The 21,939-nt window shown below is 62.5% G+C and carries 17 protein-coding genes; 9 read left to right on the forward strand and 8 right to left on the reverse strand.

The genetic code is table 11. From position 1 onward, the window contains the following. The first annotated feature begins 159 nt into the window (after positions 1-159). Positions 160-1,611, forward strand: a complete 1,452-nt coding sequence (xylB, locus tag AB9K34_RS13745; RefSeq protein ID WP_369954994.1) for a xylulokinase — start codon at positions 160-162, stop codon at positions 1,609-1,611. After that, positions 1,608-2,915 carry a xylose isomerase gene (xylA, locus tag AB9K34_RS13750; RefSeq protein WP_369954995.1) on the forward strand — a complete coding sequence of 436 codons (1,308 nt, stop codon included), beginning with the start codon at positions 1,608-1,610 and terminating at the stop codon, positions 2,913-2,915. The genes xylB and xylA overlap by 4 nt, the downstream gene beginning before the upstream one ends. 83 nt (positions 2,916-2,998) lie before the next feature. On the opposite strand, the gene AB9K34_RS13755 is transcribed toward xylA, so the two are convergent. Beyond that, positions 2,999-4,204 carry an ROK family protein gene (locus AB9K34_RS13755; protein ID WP_369954996.1) on the reverse strand — a complete coding sequence of 402 codons (1,206 nt, stop codon included), beginning with the start codon at positions 4,202-4,204 and terminating at the stop codon, positions 2,999-3,001. 221 nt (positions 4,205-4,425) lie between these two features. Here AB9K34_RS13755 and AB9K34_RS13760 point away from each other — a divergent pair, with 221 nt between their 5' ends. Continuing rightward, positions 4,426-5,367: a glucokinase gene (locus tag AB9K34_RS13760; protein WP_369954997.1), complete on the forward strand. Its 942-nt coding sequence runs from the start codon at positions 4,426-4,428 to the stop codon at positions 5,365-5,367. A 24-nt stretch (positions 5,368-5,391) separates the two neighbouring features. Here AB9K34_RS13760 and AB9K34_RS13765 read toward each other — a convergent pair whose 3' ends face one another. The 3 genes from AB9K34_RS13765 to AB9K34_RS13775 form a co-directional block, all read right to left on the reverse strand. Beyond that, positions 5,392-9,741: a translocation/assembly module TamB domain-containing protein gene (locus tag AB9K34_RS13765; protein ID WP_369954998.1), complete on the reverse strand. Its 4,350-nt coding sequence runs from the start codon at positions 9,739-9,741 to the stop codon at positions 5,392-5,394. Then, on the reverse strand, positions 9,741-11,543 hold the full coding sequence (locus AB9K34_RS13770; RefSeq protein WP_369954999.1) for an autotransporter assembly complex family protein: 1,803 nt from the start codon (positions 11,541-11,543) through the stop codon (positions 9,741-9,743). The genes AB9K34_RS13765 and AB9K34_RS13770 overlap by 1 nt, the downstream gene beginning before the upstream one ends. A gap of 133 nt (positions 11,544-11,676) precedes the next feature. Next, positions 11,677-12,918, reverse strand: coding sequence for a urate hydroxylase PuuD (locus tag AB9K34_RS13775; RefSeq protein WP_369955000.1), 1,242 nt, complete (start codon positions 12,916-12,918; stop codon positions 11,677-11,679). Between the two features lie 95 nt (positions 12,919-13,013). Between AB9K34_RS13775 and AB9K34_RS13780 the strand changes: the two genes are divergently transcribed. After that, the gene (locus AB9K34_RS13780) at positions 13,014-13,946 is read left to right on the forward strand and encodes a LysR family transcriptional regulator (protein WP_369955001.1); all 933 of its coding nucleotides are present in this window, start codon (positions 13,014-13,016) and stop codon (positions 13,944-13,946) included. On the opposite strand, the gene uraH is transcribed toward AB9K34_RS13780, so the two are convergent. Further along, positions 13,931-14,284: a hydroxyisourate hydrolase gene (gene uraH / locus AB9K34_RS13785; RefSeq protein ID WP_369955002.1), complete on the reverse strand. Its 354-nt coding sequence runs from the start codon at positions 14,282-14,284 to the stop codon at positions 13,931-13,933. The genes AB9K34_RS13780 and uraH overlap by 16 nt on opposite strands. Positions 14,285-14,425: 141 nt before the next feature. Between uraH and puuE the strand changes: the two genes are divergently transcribed. The 3 genes from puuE (at position 14,426) to AB9K34_RS13800 (ending at position 18,068) form a co-directional block, all read left to right on the forward strand. Beyond that, positions 14,426-15,838, forward strand: coding sequence for an allantoinase PuuE (gene puuE / locus AB9K34_RS13790; protein WP_369955003.1), 1,413 nt, complete (start codon positions 14,426-14,428; stop codon positions 15,836-15,838). Beyond that, positions 15,835-16,356: an ureidoglycolate lyase gene (locus AB9K34_RS13795; protein WP_369955004.1), complete on the forward strand. Its 522-nt coding sequence runs from the start codon at positions 15,835-15,837 to the stop codon at positions 16,354-16,356. Before puuE ends, AB9K34_RS13795 begins: the two co-directional genes overlap by 4 nt. 245 nt (positions 16,357-16,601) lie before the next feature. Then, entirely contained in the window at positions 16,602-18,068 is a 1,467-nt protein-coding gene (locus tag AB9K34_RS13800; RefSeq protein WP_369955005.1) for a uracil-xanthine permease family protein, read from the forward strand. A gap of 18 nt (positions 18,069-18,086) precedes the next feature. Here AB9K34_RS13800 and AB9K34_RS13805 read toward each other — a convergent pair whose 3' ends face one another. The 3 genes from AB9K34_RS13805 to AB9K34_RS13815 form a co-directional block, all read right to left on the reverse strand. Next, positions 18,087-19,082 (reverse strand): type I glyceraldehyde-3-phosphate dehydrogenase, encoded by a 996-nt coding sequence (locus tag AB9K34_RS13805; protein WP_369955006.1) that lies wholly within the window; start codon positions 19,080-19,082, stop codon positions 18,087-18,089. A 60-nt stretch (positions 19,083-19,142) separates the two neighbouring features. Continuing rightward, positions 19,143-19,457 carry a hypothetical protein gene (locus tag AB9K34_RS13810; protein WP_369955007.1) on the reverse strand — a complete coding sequence of 105 codons (315 nt, stop codon included), beginning with the start codon at positions 19,455-19,457 and terminating at the stop codon, positions 19,143-19,145. A gap of 107 nt (positions 19,458-19,564) precedes the next feature. After that, positions 19,565-20,398 carry a bifunctional allantoicase/(S)-ureidoglycine aminohydrolase gene (locus AB9K34_RS13815; RefSeq protein WP_369955008.1) on the reverse strand — a complete coding sequence of 278 codons (834 nt, stop codon included), beginning with the start codon at positions 20,396-20,398 and terminating at the stop codon, positions 19,565-19,567. A gap of 196 nt (positions 20,399-20,594) precedes the next feature. Between AB9K34_RS13815 and AB9K34_RS13820 the strand changes: the two genes are divergently transcribed. Next, entirely contained in the window at positions 20,595-20,966 is a 372-nt protein-coding gene (locus tag AB9K34_RS13820; RefSeq protein ID WP_369955009.1) for a hypothetical protein, read from the forward strand. Positions 20,967-20,973: 7 nt separating this feature from the next. Next, entirely contained in the window at positions 20,974-21,930 is a 957-nt protein-coding gene (locus AB9K34_RS13825; protein ID WP_369955010.1) for a hypothetical protein, read from the forward strand. Positions 21,931-21,939 lie beyond the last annotated feature (9 nt).

Raw genomic sequence — 21,939 nt, forward strand, 5'->3', positions numbered from 1 at the left:
CATACGGCACTTTCTGATCGGTCTCACCGATCTTGTTTTCGTTTTCTGCCAATGTCTTGACCGAGAATTTGCAACACCCTCGCTGCCCGCGTCCGGTTTAGTTTGACACGAGAATTAAATGCGGGAACACTCCGGACCAGACTTCGTTTGGGGGAGCACATGTTTATCGGCCTTGACCTCGGCACGTCGGGATTGCGTGCCTTGCTGGTGAACGACATGGGCGAGGCGGTTCACAGCGCCGAAGCGGCCCTGACCGTGGCGCACCCGCATCCCGGATGGAGCGAACAGGACCCGGCGGACTGGATTGCCGCCGCGACCAAGGTTCTGCGCCGTCTTGTCGAGGATAAGCCGGCTGAAATGGCGCAACTCCGAGGTATTGGCCTGTCGGGACATATGCACGGGGCGACCCTGCTCGGCGCGGATGGCGATGTGCTTCGGCCCTGCATGCTGTGGAACGATACCCGCAGCAGCGCACAGGCGCGCCGCCTTGATGCAATCGCCGGCATGCGTGAGATTTCCGGCAATATCGTGTTTCCCGGATTTACCGCGCCCAAGGTTGCGTGGCTTGCGAAAAATGAACCGGACGTCTTTGCGCAGATCGCGAAGGTGCTGCTGCCCAAGGATTATCTCACCTACTGGCTTACCGGGCAGCTGGTTTCCGACATGTCCGACGGCGCCGGGACGTCATGGCTGGATGTCGGCGCAAGGGCATGGTCGCCGCAGTTGCTGGGTACGACCGGAATGCGGGTGGAACAGATGCCGCGCCTGTGCGAGGGCAGCGATATTGTCGGGCCGCTGCGCCCCGGTTTGGCGGGTGATCTCGGGTTGCCAACGGCGGTGCAGGTCGTGGCGGGCGGTGGTGACAACGCGGCCGCAGCCTGCGGCGTCGGCGCGCTCGCGGAAGGGGATGGTTTCGTGTCGCTGGGCACATCCGGGGTTTTGCTGGCGGCGCGCGACGGGTTTGCTCCGCGCGCGGAAAGCGCGGTACATACGTTTTGCCATGCCATCCCCGGCGCATGGTATCAGATGGGGGTGATCCTGGCGGCAACGGACAGCCTGAACTGGTTGTCACAGATTGTCGGTGCGTCACCCGCCGACCTCACGCAGGAATTGGGCGACACCATCGTCGCACCCGGCGCATTGCGTTTCCTCCCTTACCTGTCGGGCGAGCGGACGCCGTATAATGACAGCGTTGTGCGCGGAGCGTTTGTCGGGCTGGATATCGCATCCGGACGCACGGATTTGACCCGAGCGGTCGTCGAGGGTGTAAGCTTCGCATTGCGTGACAGTCTCGAAGCCTTGCGCCTGACCGGCGCCAACCTGTCGCGGGTGCTTGCGATCGGGGGCGGGGCGCGTTCGCGGTATTGGCTCGAAGTGCTGGCAACGGTGCTGAACATGCCCGTCGATCTGCCGGAAAAGGGCGAATTCGGTGCGGCTCTGGGCGCGGCCCGGTTGGCGATCTGCGGCGTGACCGGTGCTGCCCCGTCCGATGTCATGACAAAGCCGCCCATCGCCGGCACGATCCTGCCGCGCACCGAGCTTTGCGCCGCCTATGAGCAGGCATATGCCGCCTATGCGGCCTCATATCCATCCCTGAAAGCCATGCCATGACCCAGTCGTTTTTCACCGATATTCAACCGGTTCGCTATGAAGGTACCGACAGTACCAATCCGCTGGCCTACCGCCACTATGATCCCGACCGGATGATCCTGGGCAAACGGATGGAGGATCATCTGCGTTTTGCCGTTGCCTATTGGCACTCCTTCGCGTGGGAAGGTGGCGATCCCTTTGGCGGGCAGACATTCGAGCGTCCCTGGCATCCGCAGGACGATATGGTGCGGGCCAGGATCAAGGCCGATGCCGCCTTTGACATGTTCGACATTCTCGGGGTGCCCTATTTCTGCTGGCACGATGCCGATATTCGCCCGGAGGGCGCAAGCTTTGCTGAATCGCTCCGTAATTTCGAGGAGATCATCGATTACTTTTCGGCAAAGATGGAAAGCCGGAGAGTGGCGCTGCTCTGGGGCACTGCCAACATGTTCAGTCACCGGCGCTGGATGGCAGGAGCCTCGACCAATCCTGATCCGGACGTCTTTGCCTGGTCGGCGGCAACGGTGAAGGCCTGCATGGATGCGACCCATCGTCTGGGGGGCGAGAACTATGTGCTCTGGGGCGGGCGCGAGGGCTATGAGACGCTGCTGAATACCGATCTCTCGCGCGAACTGGATCATATGGGCCGGTTCCTGAACATGGTGGTGGACTACAAGTACAAGATCGGGTTTCAGGGCACGATCCTGGTCGAGCCGAAACCACAGGAGCCGTCCAAGCATCAGTATGATTTCGACGCGGCAACCTGCATCGGGTTCCTGCGCAAATACGGGCTTGAGGGCGAGGTGAAGCTGAATCTGGAACAGGGGCACGCCATTCTCGCGGGGCATTCGTTCGAACATGAAATCGCGGTTGCCGCTGCCGAGGGCATGCTCGGCAGCATCGACATGAACCGTAATGACTACCAGTCAGGCTGGGACACCGACCAGTTTCCAAACAACGTACCCGAGGTGGCGCTGGCCTATTACCATATTCTCAGGGCGGGAGGGCTCGGCACGGGCGGCACCAATTTCGATGCCAGGCTGCGCCGGCAATCGCTTGAGGCCCGAGACCTGATCGCGGCGCATGTCGGCGCCATGGATGTCTGCGCGCGGGGGCTGATGGCAGCAGCTGCGATGATCGAGGATGGCGGGCTGGAGGCGGCGCTGACTGCACGCTACGCGGGTTGGGATACCGCGGCTGCGCAGGCGATGCTGGACAGCGATTTCGACACCATTTTCCAGTCGGTTCTCGCGGGAGAAATACTGGCAGAGCCCCGTTCCGGACAGCAGGAGCGGCTGGAGAACTACGTCAATCGTTTTGTCTGATCCGGTTTTGCAGGCTGCGCCCGGTTGGTCCTGGTTTCGCCGAAGGAAAAAGCGCGTCTTTCAGTTACAAAATCCGGGCAATCTCACGCCGCATTGTCGTTCAAGCCCGCCAGCGCAAGTTCGGTCACATTGTCGAGCGCATAGGCGGCGGCGCCTTTCGCCCACATCAGGTTGCCCCATTTGTGGATCACCACGTCCGGTGGCGGCTTGTCGATCTGCACGATGGACGTCCGCATCGCGGCGATGACCTCGTCGGCAAAGAGGTGGTCGAACTGCATCTGTTCGCCCGCGAGGATGATCAATTCGGGGTCGAATATGTTGACGAGGTTGGCAAGGCCGAGGGCGAACATCCGTCCGGCCCGATCCAGAATGCTGCGCGCGGTGGCGTTTCCTTTGCGCGCCGCGTCCAACAGGGCCTCGATCCGCATTGCTGGTGGCGCGGTGGGGTCGTCCCCCGGCAAGGACTGCGCCTCGCGCAAGAGCGCATAATCGGCGACATAGGCCTCAAGACACCCGCGTTGCCCACAGCGGCAAAGCGCGCCGTCCAGATGCACCTTGGTGTGGCCGAACTCTGCGCCGCATCCGCGCGTGCCGCGATACAATTCGCCACCGAGCACGATACCCATGCCGACACCGCTTTCGATGGTCACCACGATGAAATCGGAATGCGACTGACCAAGACCAAAGCTCCGTTCCGCCAGCGCGACAAGGTTGGCGTCGTTGTCGATGAAGACCGGGCGCCCAAGTCGGCGTGTCAGGATTTCGCCAAGGGCGACGTTGCGTTCACTCAGCGAAGGCGACCAATAGACGATTCCCTCGGCGGCCTGCACGACACCGGCGATACCAAGACCGGCGCCCGAGATTTCATTCGCTGTCAGCCCCGCACCGCGTGCGAGTTCGGCCACCGCATCCGCGAACAGGTCGGCCAGTTGCCCGGGGGAAAAGGTTTCCGCGGGCAGTTGACGTTCCAGTTCCGCAAGCTCCTCACCTTCGAAATCGAGCAGAACCAACGAGAGTTGGCGACAGGAAATCTTGGCCCCGACGATGGTATGGGCACCGCCGCGAATCTTGAGGTCGACCCGGGGTCGGCCCCGGCGTGTATCGGGTGTGGTGTCGGGTCTGGCGATTTCTTCGATCAGGCCGGCCTGCAGCAATTCGGCGGTTATCGTGGTGACGGTGGCGCGGCTCATCCCGGTTTTATGGGCCAGCTCGATACGCGGTACGCGCCCGGCTCGCCGGATCTGATGCAGCAGGCGGCGGCGTCCGTATTCGCGTGGCAAAACAACCATTTGAATTGCTCTCCCGGTTCTGTGCCCTGTCGTGTCTGAGATCAATGATCAGCAGACCCGCGCCCGCGTCAGCCTGGTTCTCCAAGGTAATCTTCACAGCTTAGACAATTTAATTTGATTTTCAAATTAAAATGCCGCACCATCAGGCGCTGCGCCGGAGATGATCATCCCGGACGATACCCGCGCGCAGCGTCGGTGCAGATGATGAACGGGCAGGACGGATGACAATTCTTGTGGCCGATGTGGGCGGCACCAACACGCGACTGGCGCTTGTCGACGGGTCGGGTTCGGTTGGCGAAACAATCCGGTTCCTGAATGATGATTTCGCGACCTTTCCGGCGCTGCTGGCGGCCTATGCGGCGCGCTGCGCGCCTCCGGTACTCTCCGGGTGCTGCATCGCAATCGCAGGTCCGGTCACCGAAGAAATCGCGCGGTTGACCAATCGGGACTGGCATTTTGACCGGTCCGACATCGCGGCGGCCCTGCCCGGTCTGCTTCCCGGTTCTGTGCGGCTTATCAATGACCTCGCGGCGCTGGGCCATGCATTGCCGGCCCTGACGTCCTTGCAATTGGCGGACATTCGGAAGACGCCTGCGACAAAGGCCGGAAATGGTCAGGCGGTCGTGATGGGGCTCGGGACCGGGGTCAACATCTGCCTCGCCAAGACGACCGCGCTCGGCAACGTGGTGATCGAGGCCGAGCTTGGTCATGCCAGCCTTCCCCAAAGCGTCTCTGACACGCTAAGTGCCGCGATTGGCATCAGGGTGGCGGATTTCCCGACGGTCGAAGAGCTGTTTGCCGGGCGCGGCCTTTCACGGCTCTACGGAATTCTATCCGGTCAAACCCAGAGGGCGGGGCAGGCGATATTGGCGGAGTATGACCGGGGCGCCGCCGGAAAAACGGCCGAAACGGTCGACCTGATGGCCGGGTTGCTCGGGCGCATGGCGCGCGAACTGGTCTATATGTATCAACCGTTTGGCGGCATCCATTTTGCCGGCAGCGTCGCGCGCGGAATTCTCGGCTCCGCTGCCCGGGCGCGCTTTCTCGCATGTTTCGAGGCTCCGGGCCGGTTCGACGATCACATCGCGCGGGTGCCGGTTCGGGTCATTGTCGATGATGCGGCGGCCCTGACCGGGGCCGCCCAGGTATGCGTGGCCGAGTGAGGTGCCGTCGGCAGCCGCACTGCTTCAGTAGTCCCGTTCAAAGAACAGGCCGATGCCGGTGTCGCCTTCCCGATCGACCGTGCCCTTGACGGTCAGATTCTCGGACACATCGAGATTGAGGTTGACTTCGGTATCGCCCTGGGTGTTCACGGTGATGTCCGTATAGACCCCGTCGGCCAGATATTTGCCCGCGCCGAACTGTGCCCTGCCATCATCGTCGGTGCCGATGTCGAACGTATCGACACCCAGTCCGTCGCGCGCCTTGGCATTGGCTCCGCCACCTGCGCCGCTGAGCGTCGCGAGCGACGCGGCGAGCTGCGCGACCTTGATCGGCGAAAGTTCCGAATACTGGTTGCCAAACAGCAGCATCGCCAGGGCCTCTTCACTGGGCCGTTCCGGGTCGGACTCGACCTTGACCTTGGGTTTGGTGAGTGGGCCGGATATTTCCAGCGTCGCGTCACCGTCAGATGTTGTCGTGGTGGCGGCAAACTCCATATAGGGTTCCAGATCGCCCTGCAGCGTCACCAGCCCCTTTGAGAGCTTCAGCCGCCGTCCCAGCAAGTCGAGATTGCCCCGGATCAGACCGATCTGGCCCGATGGGGCCGGATTCGCGACGGTGCCGCGGATCTGGATGTCGCCGCCCAGTTCGGCCTGCAGACCGCGGCCCCTCACGAAGACCTTGTTTTCGGCGACGAGCCGGATATCGAGCGCGATATCGGGACCACCGCCACCGCCGCTGTCGGTCTTGATCAGACCGGCCCGGTCGCGCGTTGTCCGCTGGGCGGCGGTTTCGCCGGTGTGAATGATCTCGGGGATCGGCGCCGCGCCCAGTGAACCGGAAATCGAATTTATGTCTATATTGGTCTCGCCAAAGCGGATATCTCCGGCGAGGCGGCCGCTTCCGGCAAGCGCGCCGGTATAGGCAACACGTCCATTGGCAGACGACTCGAAAATCACGTTGTCGGTCAGGACAAGCTGTTGCAGCTCGGTCACGATCGACGCATCAAACGGGGGTTTCAGGCTGACCGGTCCGTTGATGACGATGCGCCCGCCCGCGCGCGCAGCGGCAGAGACGGAAATATTGGCCGAGCCGTTCGCCAGCACGATTTCAGCATCCAGATCATCTATTGCCTGTCGCACCGAAGGGATGGCGACCGTGGCATTGCTGGCGCTGATGCGCCCGCTCAGAGATTCGGGCTTGAGCTCGCCCCTGAGCGCGAGATCAAAGCGCGCGGCCCCGCGCACCGAGTTCGGCTCGATGATGCGGTTCGCAAGGGCGAGTTGCAACTGTCCCTTGGCGGTGACGTCCGACTCGAGCGTGGTTTGATTGACCGTCCCGCCGACCTCGGCCGAAAGCCCGCCGGGTCCGGTGGCATTGCTGGCAATGGTCCAGAGGTCGGCGTCGCGCGATGCGGTGCCCTTGGCGGTGATCTGCCCCGGGAAATCGGGCGCAAAGCGTTCGATGCGCACGATTGTCGCATCATAGCTGGCGTCGATTTTGCCGTTCGGATCCATGCGCCCGTTCACTGTTACGACAGAACCCGCCGGACCCTTGGCATCTGTCGCGACCTGCCATGTGTCATCGTTGCGCTTGGCGGTGCCATTGAGATCGAGCGACCCGACGAGTTCCGGGACAAAGCGTTCGAGCCTGGCCACCGTTGCGTCGTATTGCGCGTCGATGTCCCCGTCGGGTGTCATGCTTCCCCGCAGCTGTGCAACCGAGCCAGCCGGCCCCGTGACGTCGCTTTCCACCTGCCAGGTATCGGAGATTCGCGACGCCGTGCCCTTGGCCTCGAGCGCGCCGACCAGTTGTGGAACGAAGCGTTCCATTTTGGCCACGGTTGCGTCGTATTGCGCCCTGATATCCCCTTCGGGCGTCATGCTGCCCCGCAGTTGTGCGACCGAGCCTTCCGGTCCCGTGACGTTGCTGTCCACCTGCCAGGTGTCGGAGATGCGTGATGCGGTGCCCTTGGCGTTGACCGCGCCGACCAGCTGCGGAACGAAGCGTTCGATACGGGCCACGGTTGCATCATAGCGCGCGTCGATGTCCCCCTCGGCATTCATGTTGCCCCGCAGCCGGGCGACCGAACCCTCCGGCCCCGTGATGTCGCTGGCCACTTGCCAGGCGTTCTCGACGCGCTGCGCGGTGCCTTCCGCCTGGATCGAGCCGGTCAGTTGCGGAATGAAGCGTTCAACCTGCGCGATCGTGGCGTCATAGCGCCCGTCGATCTCGCCCTCGGGGGTCATGCTGCCAGTGAGTTTGACAAAGGACCCCTGCGGCCCTGTCACGTCGCTGGTCACCTGCCACCGGTCATCCTCGCGCAATGCGCGCCCTTCGGCCCGGATGCTGCCGACGATCTGCGGGATGAAGTTATCGACACCGTTGAGCACTGCCGCATAGCTGACGTCGACCGTTCCATCGGATGCGAGTTCACCATCCAGATCGGCAAATGACTCTTGTGGTCCGGTGACACGAAGCTTGCCGTTTGCTGTCTTGCCGCGCTGGACCATGTCGCCCGTTATGACGACCGGACCGCTCATGTCGGGGACGACGCGGCCGAGGTCGTCCAGTTTGGCGCTGAACTCCAGATTGGTGTCGCCGCTGCTCACGTTCCCCGTGGCCTCTGCCGTCAATGCCGTGCCATCGAGTGTAAACCGCTCGATATCCAGCCCGTCTTCGTCGCGTTCGGCTTTCAGAGCAATCGTGGTCTGTCCGGTGATCAGCGGATCAACCTGCGCGATGCCGCTCTCGAGATCCTGCGCCTCGACGTTGAGGTCAAAATCGAACATGCCGCTGAGCGGGGTGCCGATGCCGGTGATCGTGGCGGTGACCGCGCCACCGAGATCCCGGCCCGCAATCGCCGAAAAACGGGACAGGTCCGAGGCCGTCACCTTGGCCGTGCCATCGACGCGGAACCCGCTTTCGAGCCCGTCAACTTCGGCATCGATATTTGCCGCATAATCCGTGCCGCTCAGCGTAAAATCGCTGAGCTTCAGGACCGAGCCGGATTCCGTTGCAAAATTTCCGAGCAGTTCGACATCGCTCCCGACGGCCTCGTCAAGCCGGTTGTCGGCAAAGTCTATGCCCCGGATCGCCGCGTTGAGTTTGCCATCTAGCTGCATGCCGCCATCCTGCTCCAGCATGCCGTCGGCGTTGATCTGGGCGCGCGACACCACCAGGTCGGGCCGGTTCACGCCATCGACGCCCAGCAGGAGCGTCCACCGGTCGTCGCGCTCGGCGTCGAACTGTGCGGAGAAGGTCGCGCCCTTGATCGCGGTGCGGGGTTCGCCCATCGGCAGGACGACTTCGTCGCCGTTCGGCGGAGAAATGCGCCCGTCAAGCGCCACGCGTTCGAGCTGTCCCGACCCGGCGACGTCCAGCGTTCCGTTCACCATGAGCGCGTCCGAGAGCACGTTGAGCCGCCGGATCGCGAGCCGCCCCTCCGGACCGGATTGTCCCGACAGTTGCAGCTGGGTATCGGTGCCAAAGAACTCCTGGTACTGTGGCGCAAGCAGGGGGCTGATGTCGCCGGCAAGCGTCGCATCGAACCCGGTTCCGGGCTGGGCGTTCGCGCCCGCATCGGGATCGGTCACGCTTTGCAGGCGCACCTGACCGCCCAGACGCTCGACCTCGTCCGAGGCCAGCGCGATATCGGCAGTAAAGTCGCTGACCGGCCCTTCGCCCTTGGCGGTCAGAGACAGCGACGGCCGGTCCGGAATGGACAGCAGTTCTGAGACCAGCCCGCCCTGGGCTTCGGCGAGGGTCACATCCACCACGATCTGGCTGGTTTCATTGTCGAACCCGGCAACCAGATCGAGCCTGTCGGTATCGCGGTCGAGCCGGATGACGCCGAGATCGGTTCTGAGGCTGCCATCCGCGAGGCTGAGCGCACCGGCGACCGACAGTTCGGCGGCAATACCCACCAGCGGTTTGCCCAGTTCGACGCGGTCGACCTTCAGCTCGCTCAATTCGATCGCAACCGGAAGTTCCGGCAACTGAAACGGCGTCGCCTCGGCTTCGGGCAGCGGCTCTTCCGTCTCGGTCGGGGTGGGTTTGCGGGCCAGGATGATCTCGCCCGCGCTCAGCGTATTGACCGAAAAGCGTCCGCGAATGAGCGCGAGCCGGTTCCAGTCGAGCACGACATCCGAAACCGTCAGCCAGACGCCGTCATCGTCCGAAACCGTCAGCTTTTCGATACTGGCCCGCGAACTGAATGCCCCGTCCAGTCCGGTGACCTTGATATAGCGATTTTCGCCCGACAGGTTATCCTGCAACAGGTTGACGAGAAAGCCGCCGCTTTCCTCTTCCTCCTGCGCATGGGCGAATGTGGAAAAGCACGTGAATGCCACCAGTGCACATGTTCGGATACGCATCAGAATGCCTGCCCAATGCCAAGATAGAATTGCAGCCCGTCATCGGTGGTGCCCTCGACCGGCATCGCAAGATCGAGCCGCAACGGTCCGAGCCCGCCCAGATCGTAGCGCACGCCCAGACCAGCGCCGGAATGATACGGCGAACCGGAGGTGACGAATTGGTCCTGGCCGACGGCGGCGATGTCAAAGAAACCAACCAGCGAAATCGCATCCGTGATCCGGCCACGTATTTCTGCGGAGAGCCCCAGCAGCGAACGTCCGCCCGAGATCCCGCCGTTGACCGCGACGCCGAGCGATTCATAGGGCTGGCCGCGTACCGTGCCGGCTCCACCCGAATAAAACAGGAACTCGGGCGAAATGTCCGAAAGGCTCGGGCCGATCACCGTGCCCAGTTGCAGACGACCGGCGAGAACGATCGATGCGCTTGAGGTCAGGCTCAGGTAGCCACGCGCGTCGAAATATCCGTACACGCCGGATTCGGTGTCGTTAAGCCCGAGAAACGGGGTCACGAACGAATCGAGGAAATAGCCCTTGTTGGCGCTGACCTTGCTGTCGCGCTCGTCCCAGTTCACCCGCAGCGGAAAGGTCATCAGATAGAAATCACGTTCGCCGAACACATCGTCTGCGCGGCTGAGCCCGGCATTGACGCCCAGCTCGGCATACAGGGTGTCCGAGAACACGCGGCGCACGCCGCCACCGAGGTAAAAGCGGGTCAGGGTATAGTGTTCCTGATTGTCGGTGCCGATCTGACCCAGGTAGAAGATGCTGTCATCGGGGCCGAGCTTGGCGGGTTGGTCCAGCCGGATCGACAGGCCGCCATCAATCGGTTCCTCGCCGCCGATATTGCTGACGCTGCCTTCGATCTGGAATCGCTCTGCGTTGCCAAAAAGGTTGCGGTGCATCCAGCTGGCCGACAGTTCCACTCCCTGGCTCGACGAGATCGAGGCACCGAACGACACGCGCCGTGGCACCTGGTCAACGACGACCGCATCGAAATCCAGCGTGCCATCCGGGTTCGGCGTTTCCGCTTCGCTCAGCGTGACGGATGAAAACGATCCGGTCCGGCGCAGGCGGGTGCCGACCAGTTGTACCTTTTCGGGGTCATAGACCTCGCCGGTGGGAAAACCCGCGATCTTGCCGATTGCTTCGGGGCGCACATAGGAATCCTGCGGAATATTCAGCTTGCCAAAACGCAGCTTTGGCCCCGGTGCCAGCGTGATGTCCGCGTCGAGAACCGCCTGGCGGTTCCTGGCAACGATACGCTGCTGGCCGACATTGGCCTTGGCATGGCCGACATTGCGCCATTGCTGGACCCCGGCCGAGGCGGCATCGCGGATCGCCCCGGTTGTCGCGATCTGACCACTTGCAAAATTCTCGGGCAGTTCGGTATCCGGTGCCAGCGGGGCAATCCGGGCCTGACCAAATGTAAAGGCCGGTCCCGTCTGCACGGATATCGCGACGCTGTTGACGGTGCCGGGCGCATCCAGCACGGGGATGGTCGCGGCTTCGCGCCCGTTGACGCGAATATTGACCACCGGGCTGAAATAGCCTTCGTCATACAGAATCTGCACCAGCGTCGCGTAATCCGACAACGATGCAGCCAGAAGCTCCTGCGCGTCATCCAGCCCGTTGGCCTCTGCGTTCATGATCGAAGATGCTTCGATCAACCTTTCGCGCACCTCGTCGGACGCACCGGGGGCGGTCAGGCTGGTGGTCAGTGCTGCGGCAAGGCCGGGGGCGATGGCAAAACACGCGGCAACCAGGGTTTGGTTCAAACCGGTCCTGCGACGGACATGCTGCATTACGAGATCTCCGGATCGTCACTCTTACTGACGCGGCTACCCTATGTGACCTCCGCGCGTTGTTCAGCAATACCTAACATGATCGTGTCTCAAGAAAACCGTAAACTGCGCTGCCTGTCGGTGTTGTGAAACGCTACTGCGCCGCATCCTGCTGGGCGGTGCGATACCATTTCACGATGGCGGCGCGATCCTCCGGTTCCATGAAGGTGACATTGGCGGGCGGCATTGCGTGGCTGACCCCCGCCTGAAGGTAGATGGCCTTGGCGTTGCGCGCGATGTCGGCCTCGGTTTCCAGCAATACGCCTTTGGGGGCCCATAGCATGCCGTCCCAGACAGGTTCGCGCGCATGGCACATCGAGCAACGTCCCATGACCACGTCGTGCGCCGCCTCGAAACCCTCTGCCGCCGCCATGCGGGTTTCATAGACGGTCAGCGGTTGTGCTTCGGCTGTTTCCACATCCCTGTACATCGGCGCGGTTGACAGCCAGATGATCGCGATGAAGAGCAGTGCGGTCACCAGCCATGTCCAGGTCGGATTGCCGGTGCCGGCGTGGCGGGTGTTGAAATAGTGCCGGATCGTGACCCCCATCAGGAACACCAGCGATGCAATGATCCAGTTATACTCGGTGGCGAAGGCCAACGGGTAGTGGTTGGACAGCATCAGGAAGATGACCGGCAAAGTCAGATAGTTGTTATGGGTCGAGCGCAGCTTGGCGATCTTGCCGTATTTCGGGTCTGGCGTGCGTCCCGCCTTGAGATCAGCGACGACGATCCGCTGGTTGGGCATGATCACGAAAAACACATTTGCCGTCATGATCGTTGCGGTGAACGCCCCCAGGTGCAGCATCATCGCGCGGCCGGTGAAAATCTGGTCATAGCCCCAGCCCATCACGACCAGCATCACGAACAGCAACATCATCAACAGGGTCGGGCGCTCGGCCAGCGTAGATTTGCAGAGGAAGTCGTAGACGATCCAGCCGATGGTCAGCGATGCGGCAGAGATCAGGATCGCCTGCCAGACCGCGAGATCCGCCTTGGCGGCGTCGATGAGATAAAGTTCGGCCCCGGCCCAGTAGACCACCATCAAGAGCGCCGCTCCGCTCAGCCAGGTGGTATAGCTTTCCCATTTGAACCAGATCAGGTGTTCGGGCATCTGCGCCGGCGCAACCAGGTATTTGCGGATGTGATAGAAACCGCCGCCATGAACCTGCCATTCCTCGCCATGCGCTCCGGGTGGCAGGTCGGGCGCCTTGCGCAAGCCAAGGTCAAGCGCGATGAAATAGAAGGATGACCCGATCCAGGCCATTGCCGTGATCACGTGCAGCCAGCGCAGGGCAAAGGCTGCCCAGTCCCAGAATGCGAGAAAGTCATACATGCCGCGTCTCCCGATAGATTGCGGACAGCCTATGCAAACCCGCCTTTGTTCGGTATTCCGATATAGTACCAAGCTGTATCAAAAATTCTGGAACAATGTCCTATCTCGACAACATCAGAACCTTTGTCCGTGTCTATGAATTGGGCAGCATGTCCGCCGCGGGGCGCGATTTGCGCATCTCTCCTGCGGTGACGTCGGCCCGGATATCGCAGCTTGAGGATCATCTGAATGTGCGGCTGTTTCAGCGTACCACCCGCAACCTGACGCCGACAGAACAGGGCCGCGCGTTTTACGATGGGGCGTGCCAGGTGCTCGACACGGTCGAACAGGCCGAGGCGCGGGTGATCAACCTGACGGAAAACCCGCGCGGTTCGCTCTTCGTTGCGGCGCCGCTGGGTGTGGGGCGACGGCTGATTGCGCCGCAGGTGCCGGAATTTCTCGGACAATATCCCCAGATCGACATGCGGTTGCGATTGACGGATCGCTCGGTCGACCTGACGACCGAGGGGCTCGATCTCGCATTTTTTCTCGGGCAGCCCGAAGACAGCAACCTTCGTATTCGCAAGATTGCAGATTGCCAGAGGGTGATGGTGGCCGCCCCGTCCTATGTCGCTGCGCGTGGTCATCCCGATTCGGGGACGGATCTGGTGAAGGACAAGCATGAATGCCTGAACCTGCGCTTTCCCGGTGCAACCGAGTTTCAATGGCGGCTGATGACGGCAGACGGCCCGCAACGCTTTGCCGTCTCGGGGCGCTATGAATGTGACGATGGCGATGTGCTGACCGACTGGGCGCTGGGCGGGCAGGGCGTTGCGATGAAGCCGGTTTTCGAGGTGGCGGAACATCTGCGAAGCGGCGCATTGTTGCCAGTGGCGCAATCCACCCCACCGGTTCCCGTGCAGATGGCGTGCCTGTATACCCATCGCCGCCACCAGGATCCCAAGACACGGCTGTTCATGGAGTTCATCGCCGAACGTGTCGGCGACGCCGTGACAGGAGCCGAGGCCGGGGTTCAACTGCCGCGATAGGTGGAATAGCCAAACGGCGAAAGCAGCAGCGGCACATGGTAATGCGCCGCTTCCGACATGCCAAAGCGCAGCGGGATGACGTCGAGGAAACGCGGTGTCTCGGGAGGTGTGCCGGTCGCATCGAGGTAGTCGCCTGCGTGAAACAGCAACTCGTATTCGCCAAGGGCGAATTCGCTGGCGGGCAAAATCTGTTCGTCGGTGCGCCCGTCCGAATTGGTCGTCAGGGTCTTCAGAAGGGTGCGTTCGGATCCGTCGATACGAAACAGCTCGATGCGGATGCCCTGGGCCGGGCAGCCCCGGGCGGTGTCCAGAACATGGGTGGTGAGATATCCGGTCATCAATCGACTCCTGAATTTGGTTAAGGTGTGCCGCAGGCATCGATTCTGTGCAAACACCGCCTTGCTGATAGTGTTGTTAGATTTTTTTGAAAAACACTGGCATTGTTCTGATTTACAAGGGGGAAAACCCGGAGGCACATGATGACACGATACCCGCGCGACATGATCGGTTACGGAGCGAGCACGCCGGATGCGCAGTGGCCGGGCGGTGCCAGGATCGCGGTTCAGATCGTCATGAACTACGAAGAAGGCGGCGAGAACTGCATCCTTCACGGCGATGCCGCATCCGAGGCGTTCCTGTCGGAAATTGTCGGCGCCGCGCAGTGGCCGGGGCAACGGCACTGGAACATGGAGTCGATCTATGAATACGGTGCCCGGGCCGGGTTCTGGCGGCTGCATCGCCTGCTTCGCGACGTGCCCGTGACGGTCTATGGCGTTGCGACCGCGTTGGCGCGCTCGCCCGACCAGGTGGCGGCGATGAAGGACGCGGGCTGGGAAATCGCCAGCCACGGGTTGAAATGGGTTGAATACAAGGACGCGGCCGAGGCCGATGAACGCGCCGACATGGCCGAGGCGATCCGCCTGCATACAGAGGTTGTCGGCGAGCGCCCGCGCGGGTGGTATACTGGGCGATGTTCGGACAATACCGTGCGACTGGCCGCCGAAGAGGGCGGTTTTGACTATGTCGCCGATGTCTACGCCGATGACCTGCCGTATTACGTGCGCTTTGGCGACCGCGATCAGCTTTTGGTGCCCTACACGCTGGACTGCAACGACATGCGGTTCGCCACGCCGCAGGGGTTCAATTCGGGCGATCAGTTCTATGCCTATCTCAAGGACAGTTTCGATGCGCTTTATGCGGAAGGCGCAGAGGGGGCTCCCAAGATGTTGTCGATCGGGCTGCATTGCCGCCTGATCGGCCGACCGGGCCGGATCATGGCGCTGAAACGGTTCCTCGACTACGCCCGTGGCCACCAGGACGTCTGGTTCGCCACGCGTCTGCAGATCGCGCAGCACTGGGCCAGCATTCACCCGCCGCAAGAGCATCCGCGCCCCTCTGGAATGGACCGGGCCACGTTTGTCGCCGCCTATGGCAGTGTATTCGAGCATTCGCCCTGGATTGCCGAGCGTGCCTTTGATCTGGAACTGGGCCCGGCGCATGACACGGCGGGCGGATTGCACAATGCGCTGGCGCGGATGTTCCGCTCGGCGAGCGAGGCAGAGCGGCTGGGCGTGCTCAAGGCGCATCCGGATCTGGCGGGCAAGCTGGCGGCAGCGGGCAAGCTGACTGCCGAGAGCACCGCGGAACAGGCAGGGGCCGGGCTGGATATGCTGACCGATGAGGAACGCGAGAGTTTTACCCGGCTGAACGCGGCCTATGTCGAGAAACACGGGTTTCCCTTCATCATCGCGGTGCGCGACAATGACAAGGCGTCGATCCGTGCCGCGTTCGAGCGCCGCATCGGCAACGACCGCGACACGGAATTTGCCGAAGCCTGCCGACAGGTCGAGCGTATTGCCGAACTGCGCCTGCGCGACATGCTGCCCTCATGAGCCGGGACATCACGATCCAGCCCATCAACGCCGAGGGTTTCGCCCCCTTTGGTAATCTGATCGACTGTGCCGGCGAGCCGGACAAGATCATCAATCAGGGCCAGTGCGGCCGCTACCACGACCGGGCGCAGCTCGATTTTTCCGGCGGGCGGGCGGGCATCAGCCTGTTCAATGCCAACCCCCGTGTCCTGCCACTGTTGCTGGATATGGTCGAACGCCACCCGGACGGGAGCCAGGCCTTCGTGCCGATGACCCACGCGCCATTCCTGGTGGTTGTGGCTCCGGACGAGGGCGGGGTGCCCGGACGGCCATTGGCGTTTCAAACCGAACCGGGACAGGCCGTCAATTTTTACAAGGGTACGTGGCATGGGGTCCTGACCCCCCTGCATGCGCCGGGTCTGTTCGCGGTGGTTGACAGGATCGGCGCGGGTGCGAACCTGGAAGAGCATTGGTTTGCCGAGGGTTACCGGATTATCGCCCCCGGTGAGCGGCAGGGTGCGCCGGATAAGGATCGCTGATCCCGCCCAACGGAAATTTTTGAAACTGCTTTTCCTTTTTGCTGATTTCCCGAAAGGTATGGCTGGGCTAGTCTTTTTGAAAGGCAATCGGAGCTGGCTCGCCGCCAGCCTTGTTCACAGCAACCTGCAGGCCCGGAATGGGGCGCGTGATCCTGCCGCCGCCCCGGTCCGCGCAGGCCCGGACGACACCCGAAGCCGCCACAAGACGCGGTACAAGACCCCAATGACCAACCGGAGAGAGAGACATGGCTGACACTTCGCTAGGGACCGCAGAGCAACTGCGCGACCCGAACTATACACCCGCCATCCACAAGGCGATCCCGCTGGGGATTCAGCACGTATTGGCGATGTTCGTGTCCAACGTGACCCCGGCGATCATCGTGGCCGGCGCCGCAGGTTTCGGCTTTGGATCGAACTCGCCGGATTTCCCCGAACTGCTCTACCTGATCCAGATGTCGATGTTGTTTGCCGGCATCGCGACATTGCTGCAGACCATCACCATCGGACCGGTCGGGGCGGCGCTGCCGATTGTTCAGGGCACGTCGTTCGCCTTTATCCCGATCATGATCCCGCTGGTTGCCGGCAAGGGGGTCGACGGGTTGGCCGCATTGTTTGGCGGCATCATCGTCGGTGGTATTTTCCATACTGTACTGGGCACCTTCATCGGCAAGATCCGGTTTGCGCTGCCCCCTCTGGTGACCGGGCTGGTGGTCACCATGATCGGTCTGGCTTTGGTCAAGGTGGGCATCGAATACGCCGCCGGGGGTGTTCCGGCCAAGGCGCGCAACCTGCCGGAATATGGCAGCCTGCTGAACTGGTCGGCGGCGTTCGTGGTGATTTTTGTCACGCTCGGGCTCAAGTTCTTTGCCCGCGGGATGCTGGCGGTTTCTGCCGTCCTGATCGGTATCATCGTCGGCTATTTCTACGCGCTTCTGACCGGGATGCTGACCTTTGAAGCGATCGGCAGCAGCTGGAGCAATGCCGCCGCCTTTGCCCTTCCGCAGCCCCTGAAATACGGGTTCGAGTTCAGCGCGGCGGCCATCATCGGATTCTGCCTGATGGCCTTTGTCTCGGCGGTCGAAACCGTCGGCGACGTGTCGGGCATCACCAAGGGGGGCGCGGGGCGCGAAGCGACCGACAAGGAAATCACCGGCGCGACCTATGCCGACGGGCTTGGCTCGGCGCTGGCCGGTATCTTTGGCGGCTTTCCCAACACCTCGTTCAGCCAGAATGTCGGGCTGATCGCGATGACCGGGGTGATGAGCCGCCACGTCGTCACCTTCGGTGCGCTGTTCCTGATCTTCTGCGGTCTCGTACCGAAGGTCGGCGCGCTGATCCGCACGGTTCCCATCGAGGTTCTGGGCGGCGGTGTGATCGTGATGTTCGGCATGGTGGTGGCGGCAGGTATCTCGATGCTGTCCGACGTGAACTGGAACCGGCGCAACATGGTGATCTTTGCCGTTGCGATCTCTTTCGGTCTCGGGCTGCAGCTCGAGGTTATGAACGTCGCGCCGGGGGCGGCAAACGCGTTGCAGAAACTGCCCGACTCGCTGCGCATCCTGGGTGCGTCTGGCATTCTGCCCGCCGCCCTGATCGCGATTGTCCTGAACCTCGTGCTGCCCGAGGAGCTTGCGGATGAGGCGACCGAGGAAGTTTCGGGTGGGCTGGCCGGGCATGGCCGGGGATCACTGGCAAAGGACGACCACGTCTGAGCAGTCGGGGCCGGGGGGCTAAATGGCCTCCCGGTTTGCCATCCGGGCCGCGACATCGAGCATACGCGCCGAGAATCCCCATTCATTGTCATACCAGCCAAAGACCCGCGCCTGGCGTTGATGGACGATCCGGGTTTCCGGACCCGCGATGACGAGCGATTCAGGGCGGCCGCGCAGATCGGAAGAAACCAGAGGCAAATCGGTCCAGCCGAGCACCGGCTGCTCTTCGACTTTCGCGCGCAACGCCTGTGCAAAGGCGTCTGCATCCATCACGTCCCGCATCGTCAGGACGAGATCGACCGCCGACACGCTGGCCGTCGGCACGCGGACCGCCGAGCCGCTGATCCGGCCCGCCAGGTTTGGCAGGACTTCGTCAATGAGATGGGTGGCGCTTGAGGTCGTGGGCACCATCGACAACGCGCCCGCCCTGCTGCGTGCCATGTCGCCGCGCGGTGCGTCGACCATGGGCTGGCTGTTGGTATAACAATGGATCGTTGTCATGTGGGCGGTCTCGACCCCGCAGAGACCGTCAAGCAGCCCGAGCAGCGGGGCCAGCGCATTGGTTGTGCAGGAGGCGTTCGAGACAACCCGCGCATCACCGAGCCTTTCCTCGTTCGCGCCCAGCACGACAGTCACCTCGGCGGCCGGTGACGGGCCTGAAATCAGGACCGATCTCGCCCCGGCCTGTAGGCCACGGCGGGCCACGTTGGTTTCCCGCGCGATGCCGGTGCATTCCAGAACCACGTCGACCCCCGACAAATCCAGTCGCGACAGATCGTCTTGCCGGGTCAGCGCGATGTGATGCCCGGCGACCGAGAGGGTTTCGCCCTGAATCGCGACCTCATGCGGCAGCGGGCCAAAGGTACTGTCATACCGGAACAGGTAGCCGAGCATGTCACCCGGAGCGATGTCGTTGATCAGCGCAACCTGCACGCCATTGGCGTCCGGCAGGTTCAGGACCTGCCGGAGAATAGTGCGGCCGATCCGGCCGAATCCATTGATCGCGATACGCATGGACGAGATATTGCAGGGTTGTACGCCAAGCTCAACCACGCTCGGAGAGCCGATGCGGGTTTACACCGGGCAGACCATGTCCGCATGGTACTGCGCTGTCGTATCCTGCCAGATGCGACCGGGGATGACCTTGCATCCCGTCGCGGTTTCCAGTGCCTTGACCGCCTGCGGGGTACGCAGGGCTGCGGGACGGCCGAAAGGGTTGAGATTGTTGTTGTCGCGCGATGCGACAAAGGCGTTCGGCCGCTCGGGTACGCTGGACACCGTCCAGATGCGTCCGAGCACCTCGACCTGCCTGACTTCGGGTGCGGCCAGAACCGGACCTTCCGCACAGCCCGCCAAGAGGAACATCATGACCGGAATTACAGGGAGCAATCTTTTACATATCATCATCTGCCTCCGGGTTGGCGCACGACACGCAGGGGTGGATGCGCTGCGCTTGCGGACAACCTTGGCGCAATCCGCCCGCTTGGGCAAGCGTGTCAGCGCTGCGACAGGCGCAGGGGCATGTGACGGTTGACGTCCTTGTAAAGCAGGTAGCGAAACGGGCCGGGACCGCCGGCATAACAGGCCTGCGGACAGAACGCGCGCAGCCACATGTAATCGCCCGCCTCGACCTCGACCCAATCCTGATTGAGCCGATAGACCGCCTTGCCTTCGAGCACGTAAAGCCCGTGCTCCATCACATGCGTTTCAAGGAAGGGGATGACGCCGCCGGGTTGAAAGGTGACGATGGTGACATGCATGTCGTGCCGCATGTCGGCCGGGTCCACAAACCGGGTCGTGGCCCAGCGTCCTTCGGTGCCCGGCATGGGCGTCGGCGCCACATCCGCGTCGCATGTCACGAAAGGGTCGGGGGCATCAACGCCGGATACGGGTTGATAGGCCTTGCGGATCCAGTGAAACCTTGCCTCGCCACCAGCATGGTTGTGCAGGGTCCATGTGCATCCGGCGGGCAGATAGGCAAAGCCGCCGGCATTCATCACATGCCGATCCCCGGCGATGGTCAGCGTGATCGCACCCTCGACAACGAAGATGACGCCCTCCGCTTCCGGATCGCTTTCGGGCGTATCGCTGCCGCCACCGGCGGCCACCTCCATGATGTAATGCGAAAACGTTTCGGCGAACCCGGTCATCGGTCGGGCAATCACCCAGAGCCGCGTTGCCGTCCAATGGGGCAGAAAGCTCGTCGTGATGTCACGCATGGTGCCCTTGGGGATCACCGCATAGGTATCGGTGAACATCGCGCGGTCGGTCAGGAGCTGTTCCTGCGGCGGGTGCCCGCCGGTCGGGGCGAAATATCTGGATTGGGGCATCCGGTTCCTCGCTGAATGGATGCCGGTAGAATGCGGCAGGTGACAGACCAAACCAACCGGGTTAGGCCAAGTAGGATATATCGTCTTTTTTTGAAGATTGACCGCGCGGAACCGGTTTCGCCGTAGACTCGGGGGTGCCTGCTTTGGCAAGGTTGCACGAGAGCCTGAAACATGCCGCAAACCGGAGGTCGGAGCATTGGCCCGAACGATCACGAGACATGCAATCAAACTCATGCTGGTGCTGGCCGTTACATTGGCCGCGCCAGCGGGCGCAATAGCGAAGCCGCTGAGCAAGATGCTCGCGGATTCCGGGCTGAGTCCGCAGGATTTCGACATGCTGTTGGCCAAGGAAAAAGAGCTCTACATACCGAAGGTGCGCAAGACCGGCACGACGCTGACGTGGTCGAATCCCGCGACGGGCGCGCGCGGTGATGTCAAGCTGGCTTCGGTGCGTGGGGATTGCGTGGTCATTGCACATTCGATCTATCCCAAGGACGTGGTCGAGCCGATCCTTCTGGAGCCGAAGATGTGCAAATCTGCAGACGGGCGCTGGCTGCTTGCGCCATAGGGGCCGCATGCTGCGTGCGCTCACCGGAGTCTTTGCGTTTGCCCTCGCGGTTCAGGTCGCGGCGCAGACACCGGAATGGCAGTTCCGGTCATTCGACGACGGGGCGTATTTCACCGGGCTGATTTCACCAAACACGGATCAGGACGTGATGTTCCTGTGTGGCGAGCGTTCGCCAAAGGGTCTCACCGCGCAGCAGACCGGCAATCTGGAGCCCGACATCACGCCCCGTGACAGCCTGCGGCTCTACATCGGAGACGCTGTGCTCGGGAGGTACGACGGCGTCACGCAACGGCGGCGGGACGTGATGCTGATCGTCGGGGCAACGGGGTATCGTCTGCCGGTTGTAAACAGGAATTCGCTTTATTCGTCGTGGGAGGCCGATCTTCCCGCGACGGATGCGGTTTTTGCCGCCATCGCGGCCCGGCCCGACTTTGAAATCCGAAGCGATACCGGCGCGCGGGTCGTGACGTCGCGCGGGTTTCTTGCGGCGCATACCGCATTGACCCGGCATTGCCAGTCGATGTTCACGGCAATTGGCGAACCCTGGACCTCGGTGCCCGCTGCCGCAACCCCCGTGGTGTCCATGCGTGAAGTGGCCGAAGCATCGATAAGCTCAGGTTGCGGCGGCCCGGCCACGCTGGAGCCGGAGGCCTTGCACAGCGGTGACATTGACGGTGACGGCCTTGAGGATGTGGTGGTGTACTGGAACGGGATCACCTGTTCCGCCGGGTATCCACGCCCCTTCTGCGGTGCCTCGGCGTGTTCGGCGAAGTTCTTTGTCAGTTCGCTGCACGCGCGGGGCGTGCCGCCAAAGAACCTTCTGACGCAGGGGGTCCGAATGCAACCTCTCAGCAATGGCAATACCGGTGTCGTGACCACCGGCAGCTTGTCGAGCTGCCAGAATCGCGCAACCTGCGACTTCATCTGGTACTGGAACGGCCGCGAGATCACGCTGCTGAAATAGCGCGTCTCG

Source organism: Sedimentitalea sp. XS_ASV28 (genome assembly GCF_041224545.1).
In the GTDB taxonomy this organism is placed as follows: Bacteria; Pseudomonadota; Alphaproteobacteria; order Rhodobacterales; family Rhodobacteraceae; genus Sedimentitalea.

Bases quoted from the DNA above. Each gene is read 5' to 3' on its own strand.
- xylB (WP_369954994.1), top strand. From the start codon at position 160: ATGTTTATCGGCCTTGACCTCGGCACGTCGGGATTGCGTGCCTTGCTG.
- xylA (WP_369954995.1), top strand. From the start codon at position 1,608: ATGACCCAGTCGTTTTTCACCGATATTCAACCGGTTCGCTATGAAGGT.
- AB9K34_RS13755 (WP_369954996.1), bottom strand. From the start codon at position 4,204: ATGGTTGTTTTGCCACGCGAATACGGACGCCGCCGCCTGCTGCATCAG.
- AB9K34_RS13760 (WP_369954997.1), top strand. From the start codon at position 4,426: ATGACAATTCTTGTGGCCGATGTGGGCGGCACCAACACGCGACTGGCG.
- AB9K34_RS13765 (WP_369954998.1), bottom strand. From the start codon at position 9,741: ATGCGTATCCGAACATGTGCACTGGTGGCATTCACGTGCTTTTCCACA.
- AB9K34_RS13770 (WP_369954999.1), bottom strand. From the start codon at position 11,543: ATGCAGCATGTCCGTCGCAGGACCGGTTTGAACCAAACCCTGGTTGCC.
- AB9K34_RS13775 (WP_369955000.1), bottom strand. From the start codon at position 12,918: ATGTATGACTTTCTCGCATTCTGGGACTGGGCAGCCTTTGCCCTGCGC.
- AB9K34_RS13780 (WP_369955001.1), top strand. From the start codon at position 13,014: ATGTCCTATCTCGACAACATCAGAACCTTTGTCCGTGTCTATGAATTG.
- uraH (WP_369955002.1), bottom strand. From the start codon at position 14,284: ATGACCGGATATCTCACCACCCATGTTCTGGACACCGCCCGGGGCTGC.
- puuE (WP_369955003.1), top strand. From the start codon at position 14,426: ATGACACGATACCCGCGCGACATGATCGGTTACGGAGCGAGCACGCCG.
- AB9K34_RS13795 (WP_369955004.1), top strand. From the start codon at position 15,835: ATGAGCCGGGACATCACGATCCAGCCCATCAACGCCGAGGGTTTCGCC.
- AB9K34_RS13800 (WP_369955005.1), top strand. From the start codon at position 16,602: ATGGCTGACACTTCGCTAGGGACCGCAGAGCAACTGCGCGACCCGAAC.
- AB9K34_RS13805 (WP_369955006.1), bottom strand. From the start codon at position 19,082: ATGCGTATCGCGATCAATGGATTCGGCCGGATCGGCCGCACTATTCTC.
- AB9K34_RS13815 (WP_369955008.1), bottom strand. From the start codon at position 20,398: ATGCCCCAATCCAGATATTTCGCCCCGACCGGCGGGCACCCGCCGCAG.
- AB9K34_RS13825 (WP_369955010.1), top strand. From the start codon at position 20,974: ATGCTGCGTGCGCTCACCGGAGTCTTTGCGTTTGCCCTCGCGGTTCAG.